This is a genomic window from Flavobacterium sp. (assembly GCF_028712645.1).
Classification (GTDB): Bacteria; Bacteroidota; Bacteroidia; order Flavobacteriales; family Flavobacteriaceae; genus Flavobacterium.
Genome location: NZ_JAQTPQ010000150.1, coordinates 1 through 8648 on the forward strand (window position 1 = coordinate 1; position 8648 = coordinate 8648).

The window sequence follows — 8648 nt, forward strand, 5'->3', positions numbered from 1 at the left end:
ACTAAATACAAGCCAGCAACGCACCACAAGTGCGTTGCTGGTTTTTAACGAACGGGCGTAGTTCAAGGGTAGAATAGCGGTCTCCAAAACCGTTGATGGGGGTTCGAATCCCTCCGCCCGTGCCAAAAAAATAAATCATAATGACAAAAGTTGTTAATTACCTATCAGAAGCATTTGAAGAATTAAGATCAAATGTAACTTGGCCAGAATGGGCCGAAGTACAACGTCTAACAATTGTTGTTGCTGTTTTTTCTGTATTACTCGCTATGGCAACATGGGGTATAGATGAATTTTTTGCAAAATCAATTGCTGGATTTTTTAACTGGTTAAAAGCATAATTTTTTTGTTATGGCAGATAATAATATGAAAAAGTGGTATGTCGTTCGAGCAGTAAGCGGACAAGAAGGTAAAGTGAAGGCTTACATCGAAACTGAGATCGCTAGGTTAGGAATGGGTGATTATGTTTCACAAGTTCTAGTTCCTACTGAAAAAGTGGTTACTGTAAAAGACGGAAAAAAGATTACAAAGGATAAAGTTTATTTTCCAGGTTATGTAATGATTGAAGCCAATCTTGTTGGAGAAATTCCTCATATTATCAAGTCAATAACAAGTGTAATTGGTTTTTTAGGTGAAATAAAAGGAGGAGAACCAGTGCCATTACGACTTTCTGAAGTAAACAGAATGTTAGGCAAAGTGGATGAATTGGCTGTGAATACAGATACACGTTCTATTCCTTTCAATTTAGGTGAAACTATCAAAGTTATTGATGGTCCTTTCAATGGGTTTAACGGAACTGTTGAAAAAATTAATGAAGAAAAGCGTAAACTAGAGGTAATGGTGAAAATTTTCGGAAGAAAAACACCATTAGAATTAGGGTTTATGCAAGTTGAAAAAGTATAATTTTTGTTACATATATAATAAGTCACATTTTCGCTTCCAATGTTAATGTGTTAAATTTTAAAAAAAATGGCTAAAGAGATTAGTAAAGTAGTTAAACTACAAGTTAAGGGAGGTGCTGCGAACCCGTCGCCACCGGTTGGACCTGCTTTAGGTGCTGCTGGTGTTAATATCATGGAATTCTGTAAGCAATTTAATGCTAGAACCCAAGATAAACCAGGTAAAGTTTGCCCAGTGCAAATTACAGTGTATAAAGACAAATCTTTCGATTTTGTTGTAAAAACACCACCAGCTGCTGTTCAGTTAATGGACGCGGCAAAGCTTAAATCTGGTTCAGGAGAACCAAATCGTAAGAAAGTAGCTAGCGTTACTTGGGATGTTATCAAAACAATTGCGGAAGACAAGATGGTTGATTTAAATGCATTCACAATCGAGTCTGCTATGAGCATGATCGCAGGAACGGCTAGATCTATGGGTATAACTGTAACTGGAGATTCTCCTCTAAAACAAGCGTAAGACATGGCAAAATTGACAAAAAAGCAAAAAGAGGCTGCTTCAAAAATTGAAAAGAATAAGCTATATACTTTGAAAGATGCTGCTGCATTAATTAAAGATGTTGCTTCTGCAAAATTTGATGAGTCTGTTGATATCGCAGTACGTTTGGGTGTAGATCCAAGAAAAGCGAATCAAATGGTTAGAGGTGTGGTAACATTACCTCACGGAACTGGTAAAGACGTAAAAGTGTTAGCATTGGTTACTCCAGATAAAGAAGCGGAAGCTAAAGAAGCAGGAGCAGACTATGTAGGTCTTGACGAATATTTACAAAAAATTAAAGATGGTTGGACAGATGTTGATGTTATCATCACAATGCCAAGTGTTATGGGAAAATTAGGCCCATTAGGTCGTATTTTAGGACCTAGAGGTTTAATGCCAAATCCTAAAACAGGTACTGTAACTATGGATGTTGCAAAAGCTGTTCAAGAAGTAAAAGCGGGTAAAATCGACTTTAAAGTTGATAAAACTGGTATCATACATGCAGGAATTGGAAAAATTTCTTTCGATGCTGATAAAATTGTAGATAACGCTCACGAAATTATTCAAACATTAATCAAACTTAAACCAACTGCGGCTAAAGGAACTTACATCAAAAGTATTTACCTAACTAGCACAATGAGTCCAGCAATTGCTTTGGACCCAAAAGCAGTATAATTGGTAGTTAAAAATTTTTAGTATGACTAGAGAAGAAAAATCAATCGCGATTGAAGATTTAACTGCACAGTTAGCTGGTACAAATATTATTTATGTATCTGATATTTCTGGACTAAACGCAGAGACAACTTCAAACTTGAGAAGAGCTTGCTTTAAAGCAGGTATAAAATTAGAGGTAGTTAAAAATACTTTGCTTGCAAAAGCAATGGAAGCTTCAGCTAATGATTATGGTGATTTACCATCTGTATTGACAGGTAATAGCGCTATTTTTATTGCAGATGTTGCTAACGCACCTGGAAAAATAATTAAAGATTTCCGTAAAAAGAGTGCTAAGCCAATTTTGAAAGGGGCTTATATCAATTCAGAAATTTATATTGGAGATGATCAACTAGACGCTTTGGCAACTATCAAATCAAAAGAAGAACTTATTGGCGAAATCATTGGATTACTTCAATCACCAGCTCAAAGAGTTATTTCTGCTCTTCAAAACCAATTCAAATCAGAAGAGGTTGCTTAATTAAACTAAAAGTTAGTTTGAATTAAGCGCAATAAAACGCGCACAATAAATAAATTATATTTTACAAATCATTTTAAAACGATAGAAAAAATGGCAGATTTGAAACAATTCGCAGAACAATTAGTTAACCTTACAGTAAAAGAAGTTAACGAATTAGCAACAATATTAAAAGATGAGTATGGTATCGAACCAGCTGCTGCAGCTGTAGTAGTTTCAGGTGGTGGCGAAGCTGCAGCTGAAGAAGTTCAAACAGAATTTACAGTTGTATTGAAAGAAGCTGGTGCTTCTAAATTAGCTGTAGTAAAAGCAGTTAAAGAATTAACTGGTTTGGGACTTAAAGAAGCTAAAGATTTAGTAGATGCTGCTCCATCTAACATTAAAGAAGGTATTTCTAAAGATGAGGCTGAAGGTCTTAAAAAATCTTTAGAAGAAGCTGGAGCTGTTGTTGAACTTAAATAGTTAGACTCAGTTTTGAGAACTAGGTTTAGGTCTTGGGTACGCATCCAATGGCCTAAACCATTTTTCGTATAATAAAATTCTATCTTGTTTTACTATAAAATAGGTTTTTAAAATCGAATACTTTTTACCCATTTACGAGGAAAAAAAATTAACAGATAATAAGAAAGTAGTTATCTTAAATTGGTTTTTAAAGATGTAATGGTAGTAAAAGAAAAGTATAAAAATAGTATTTATACAAAAAAAATTACTTTTTTAATCAAAATTTTGTCCATAGATGATAACAAATCAGACTGAAAGATTGAATTTTGCCTCTACAAAAAATATTCCTGACTATCCAGATTTCCTAGATGTTCAGGTTAAATCGTTTAAAGATTTCTTCCAACTAGAAACGAAATCAGACGAAAGAGGCGACGAAGGTTTATATAACACCTTTATGGAAAACTTTCCAATTACAGATACCAGAAATAATTTTGTATTGGAGTTCCTCGATTATTTTGTAGATCCACCACGTTACACAATTCAAGAATGTATTGAAAGAGGGCTTACTTATAGTGTGCCTTTAAAAGCTAGATTAAAGCTATATTGTACTGATCCAGAGCACGAAGATTTTGAAACTATTGTTCAGGATGTTTATCTTGGTACAATTCCTTATATGACTCCTTCTGGTACTTTTGTAATCAATGGCGCCGAGCGTGTTGTTGTTTCTCAATTGCACCGTTCTCCTGGGGTTTTCTTTGGACAATCATTCCATGCAAATGGAACAAAATTATATTCTGCCAGAGTAATTCCTTTTAAAGGATCTTGGATAGAATTTTCAACCGATATCAATAGCGTAATGTATGCTTATATCGACAGAAAGAAAAAATTACCTGTAACTACTTTATTCCGTGCTATTGGATTCGAAAGAGACAAGGATATCCTTGAGATTTTCGACCTTGCAGAGGAAATTAAAGTTTCTAAAACAGGACTTAAAAAATATATTGGTAGAAAATTAGCGGCTCGTGTTTTGAACACATGGCATGAAGATTTCGTGGATGAAGATACTGGCGAAGTTGTTTCTATCGAACGTAACGAAATTATCCTTGACAGAGACACCATTATCGACAAAGATAATGTGGAAGAAATCATCGATTCTAACGTTAAATCTATTTTGTTGCACAAGGAAGATAATAATGCAGTTGATTATTCTATCATCCACAACACGCTTCAAAAAGATCCAACCAATTCTGAAAAAGAAGCCGTTGAGCATATTTACAGACAATTGCGTAATGCAGAACCGCCTGATGAAGAAACTGCTCGTGGTATTATAGATAAATTATTCTTCTCTGACCAACGTTACAATTTAGGTGAAGTAGGTCGTTATAGAATAAACAAAAAACTTGGTTTGGATACTCCAATGGAAAAGCAAGTGCTTACCAAAGAAGATATCATTACTATTGTGAAATATTTGATTGAGTTAATAAACGCGAAAGCTGATATTGATGATATCGATCACTTGTCAAACCGTCGTGTAAGAACTGTTGGAGAACAACTTTCTCAACAATTTGGTGTAGGTTTGGCTCGTATGGCTAGAACCATTCGTGAGAGAATGAACGTTAGAGATAACGAGGTGTTTACACCTATTGATTTGATTAATGCTAAAACATTATCATCAGTAATCAACTCTTTCTTTGGTACCAACCAGTTGTCTCAATTTATGGATCAAACGAATCCATTAGCCGAGATTACGCACAAAAGAAGATTATCTGCACTTGGACCAGGTGGACTTTCGAGAGAAAGAGCTGGATTTGAGGTTCGTGACGTTCACTATACGCACTACGGACGTTTATGTCCAATTGAAACTCCAGAGGGACCAAACATTGGTTTGATTTCATCTCTTGGTGTTTATGCTAAAGTAAACGGAATGGGTTTCATCGAAACACCGTATCGTAAAGTAACCAATGGAGTTGTAGATTTAGTTTCTACTCCTGTTTACTTAAGTGCTGAAGAAGAAGAAGGAATGTTGATTTCTCAAGCAAACATCGAAATGGATACTGCCGGAAAAATTACTGCCGAAAACGTAATTGCACGTCAAGAAGGTGATTTCCCTGTTATTGATCCATCAAAAGTAGATTATGCCGATGTTGCTCCAAATCAAATTGCTTCAATTTCAGCTTCATTAATTCCTTTCTTGGAACATGATGATGCGAATAGAGCACTGATGGGATCTAATATGATGCGTCAAGCTGTACCATTAATACGTCCTGAAGCGCCAATTGTTGGAACAGGTTTAGAGCGTCAAGTGGCTTCTGATTCCAGAGTATTGATTAATGCTGAAGGACCAGGAGTTGTAGAATATGTAGATGCAAACATCATCACTATCAAATATGATCGTTCTGAAGAAGAAAGAATGGTAAGTTTTGATTCAGATGAAAAAACATATAATTTAATTAAATTTAGAAAAACCAATCAAGGGACAAGTATCAACCTAAAACCTATCGTAAGAAAAGGAGATAGAGTTTCACTTGGACAAGTATTATCAGAAGGATATGCTACTCAAAATGGAGAATTGGCTTTAGGTAGAAACCTAAAAGTTGCGTTTATGCCATGGAAAGGGTACAACTTCGAGGATGCGATTGTAATTTCTGAAAAAGTAGTTCGTGACGATATTTTTACTTCTATTCACGTTGATGATTATTCATTGGAAGTGAGAGATACTAAATTAGGTAACGAAGAATTGACCAACGATATTCCGAACGTTTCTGAAGAAGCTACTAAAGATTTAGATGAAAATGGTATGATCAGAATTGGAGCCGAGGTTAAACCTGGCGACATTCTTATCGGAAAAATTACACCAAAAGGAGAATCAGATCCTACTCCAGAAGAGAAATTGCTTAGAGCAATCTTCGGGGATAAAGCAGGAGACGTAAAAGATGCTTCATTGAAAGCTTCTCCCTCTTTACACGGTGTTGTTTTAGACAAAAAATTGTTCGCAAGAGCAGTAAAAGATAAACGCAAACGTACCCAAGATAAAGATGCTTTAGGCGCTTTGGAAATGGAATTCGAAGTTAAATTTGTTGAATTAAAAGACAAATTAATTGAGAAACTTTTCTTAATCGTTAACGGTAAAACATCTCAAGGTGTAATGAATGATTTGGGTGAAGAAGTTTTACCAAAAGGTAAAAAATACACTCAAAAAATGCTTTATGCTGTTGAAGATTTTGCTCACTTAAGCAAAGGACAATGGGTAGCTGATGACACAACGAATACTATGGTAAATGATTTAATTCATAACTATAAAATTAAGTTGAATGATTTACAAGGTGCCTTGCGTAGAGAAAAATTCACTATTACTGTAGGAGATGAATTGCCATCAGGAATTTTGAAATTAGCTAAAGTATATGTAGCCAAAAAACGTAAGTTGAAAGTTGGGGATAAAATGGCAGGACGTCACGGTAACAAAGGTATTGTTGCTCGTATTGTTCGTCATGAAGATATGCCTTTCTTAGAAGACGGAACACCTGTTGATATTGTGTTGAATCCACTTGGGGTACCTTCACGTATGAATATTGGTCAAATTTATGAAACAGTTTTAGGTTGGGCTGGAATGAACTTGGGTAGAAAATTTGCTACTCCAATTTTTGATGGTGCTTCTCTTGACGAAATAAATGCTTTGACTGATGAAGCTGATGTACCACGATTTGGACACACTTATCTTTATGATGGTGGAACTGGAGAGCGTTTTGCTCAAAAAGCAACAGTTGGAGTAATCTATATGTTGAAATTGGGTCATATGGTTGACGATAAAATGCACGCACGTTCAATAGGGCCATACTCATTAATTACACAACAACCATTGGGTGGTAAAGCTCAATTTGGAGGTCAACGTTTTGGAGAGATGGAAGTTTGGGCACTTGAAGCTTATGGAGCATCAAGTACACTTCGTGAAATATTGACTGTGAAATCAGATGATGTTATTGGTAGAGCTAAAACTTACGAAGCAATCGTTAAGGGAGAGTCTATGCCAGAACCAGGATTACCAGAATCATTCAACGTATTAATGCATGAATTGAAAGGTCTTGGACTTGATATTCGTTTAGAAGAATAAATAAATTTTGTCAACTGTAGAGACGCGATTAATCGCGTCTCTACTTTGGCATTTATAAGAGTTTTTAGGATTTATACCCGTAAACCGTTCCGATTTTTTATATAAACTATATAATTAGCACTTCAAAATTTTGTTTGAAGTTTAGAGAAGTAACCCGAGGAAGATAGAGATGTAAGTATTACATCTGTTTAAAATCAATTTTTAATTGCAAATAAATCAATAGTAAAAACTATGATGAACAATAGAAATAATAATAAAGATAAGAATCCTGTAAAAAGATTCAACAAAATTTCGATAGGACTAGCTTCTCCTGAATCTATCTTGAAAGAATCAAGAGGTGAAGTATTGAAGCCAGAAACTATCAATTATAGAACTCACAAACCAGAACGTGATGGTCTTTTCTGCGAAAGAATCTTCGGACCAGTTAAAGATTTTGAATGTGCTTGTGGAAAATATAAAAGAATCCGTTACAAAGGAATCATTTGTGACCGTTGTGGGGTAGAAGTTACTGAGAAAAAAGTACGTAGAGACAGAGTTGGTCACATCAATCTTGTTGTGCCAATCGCTCACATCTGGTATTTCCGTTCTCTTCCAAATAAAATTGGTTACATTTTAGGTCTTCCATCTAAGAAATTAGATATGATTATCTATTATGAAAGATATGTAGTTATACAAGCGGGTATTGCTAAAACTCCAGAAGGAGAATCTGTACAAAGATTAGATTTTTTAACAGAAGAAGAATATTTGAATATATTAGATACGCTTCCTGCAGATAACCAATATTTAGATGATTTTGATCCAAATAAATTTGTTGCCAAAATGGGAGCAGAATGTATTATGGATTTATTGGCTCGTATCGATTTAGATGCTTTGTCTTATGACTTGCGTCACTCTGCTAATAATGAAACGTCTAAACAACGTAAAACTGAAGCTTTAAAAAGATTAATCGTAGTAGAATCATTCCGTGAGTCTAACTTGAACCGCGAAAATCGTCCTGAATGGATGATTATGAAAGTGGTACCAGTTATTCCACCAGAATTGCGTCCGCTTGTGCCACTTGATGGAGGTCGTTTTGCAACTTCAGATTTAAATGATTTATACCGTCGTGTAATTATACGTAACAACCGTTTGAAAAGATTAATGGAGATTAAAGCTCCAGAAGTGATCTTGAGAAATGAGAAACGTATGTTGCAAGAATCAGTAGATTCATTGTTCGATAACACAAGAAAAGCATCTGCTGTAAAAACTGAATCTAACAGACCATTGAAATCACTTTCGGATTCCCTTAAAGGAAAACAAGGTCGTTTCCGTCAAAACTTACTTGGGAAACGTGTGGATTATTCTGCTCGTTCGGTAATTGTTGTTGGTCCTGAATTGAAATTGTTCGAATGTGGTATCCCAAAAGATATGGCAGCGGAGCTTTACAAACCTTTCGTTATCCGTAAATTGATAGAAAGAGGAATTGTAAAAACGGTTAAA

Annotated in this window: 7 protein-coding genes, 1 tRNA gene and 1 pseudogene; all 9 read left to right on the forward strand. The window is 35.2% G+C overall.

What is annotated here, in order from left to right; genetic code table 11:
• Positions 1-51: 51 nt before the first annotated feature.
• A tRNA-Trp gene (locus PHC28_RS11920) sits at positions 52-125 on the forward strand.
• A 15-nt stretch (positions 126-140) separates the two neighbouring features.
• Positions 141-338 carry a preprotein translocase subunit SecE gene (gene secE / locus PHC28_RS11925; RefSeq protein WP_300100581.1) on the forward strand — a complete coding sequence of 66 codons (198 nt, stop codon included), beginning with the start codon at positions 141-143 and terminating at the stop codon, positions 336-338.
• A gap of 10 nt (positions 339-348) precedes the next feature.
• The gene (nusG, locus tag PHC28_RS11930) at positions 349-900 is read left to right on the forward strand and encodes a transcription termination/antitermination protein NusG (protein WP_300100584.1); all 552 of its coding nucleotides are present in this window, start codon (positions 349-351) and stop codon (positions 898-900) included.
• A 66-nt stretch (positions 901-966) separates the two neighbouring features.
• The gene (rplK, locus tag PHC28_RS11935; protein ID WP_073369722.1) at positions 967-1413 is read left to right on the forward strand and encodes a 50S ribosomal protein L11; all 447 of its coding nucleotides are present in this window, start codon (positions 967-969) and stop codon (positions 1411-1413) included.
• Between the two features lie 3 nt (positions 1414-1416).
• On the forward strand, positions 1417-2106 hold the full coding sequence (gene rplA, locus PHC28_RS11940) for a 50S ribosomal protein L1 (RefSeq protein WP_300100591.1): 690 nt from the start codon (positions 1417-1419) through the stop codon (positions 2104-2106).
• A gap of 22 nt (positions 2107-2128) precedes the next feature.
• Positions 2129-2623: a 50S ribosomal protein L10 gene (gene rplJ / locus PHC28_RS11945; protein WP_300100594.1), complete on the forward strand. Its 495-nt coding sequence runs from the start codon at positions 2129-2131 to the stop codon at positions 2621-2623.
• Between the two features lie 90 nt (positions 2624-2713).
• Positions 2714-3082: a 50S ribosomal protein L7/L12 gene (gene rplL / locus PHC28_RS11950; protein WP_300100599.1), complete on the forward strand. Its 369-nt coding sequence runs from the start codon at positions 2714-2716 to the stop codon at positions 3080-3082.
• 274 nt (positions 3083-3356) lie between these two features.
• Positions 3357-7169 carry a DNA-directed RNA polymerase subunit beta gene (gene rpoB / locus PHC28_RS11955; RefSeq protein ID WP_300100602.1) on the forward strand — a complete coding sequence of 1271 codons (3813 nt, stop codon included), beginning with the start codon at positions 3357-3359 and terminating at the stop codon, positions 7167-7169.
• Positions 7170-7400: 231 nt separating this feature from the next.
• A pseudogene (locus tag PHC28_RS11960) lies at positions 7401-8648 on the forward strand (DNA-directed RNA polymerase subunit beta'); the annotation flags it as partial.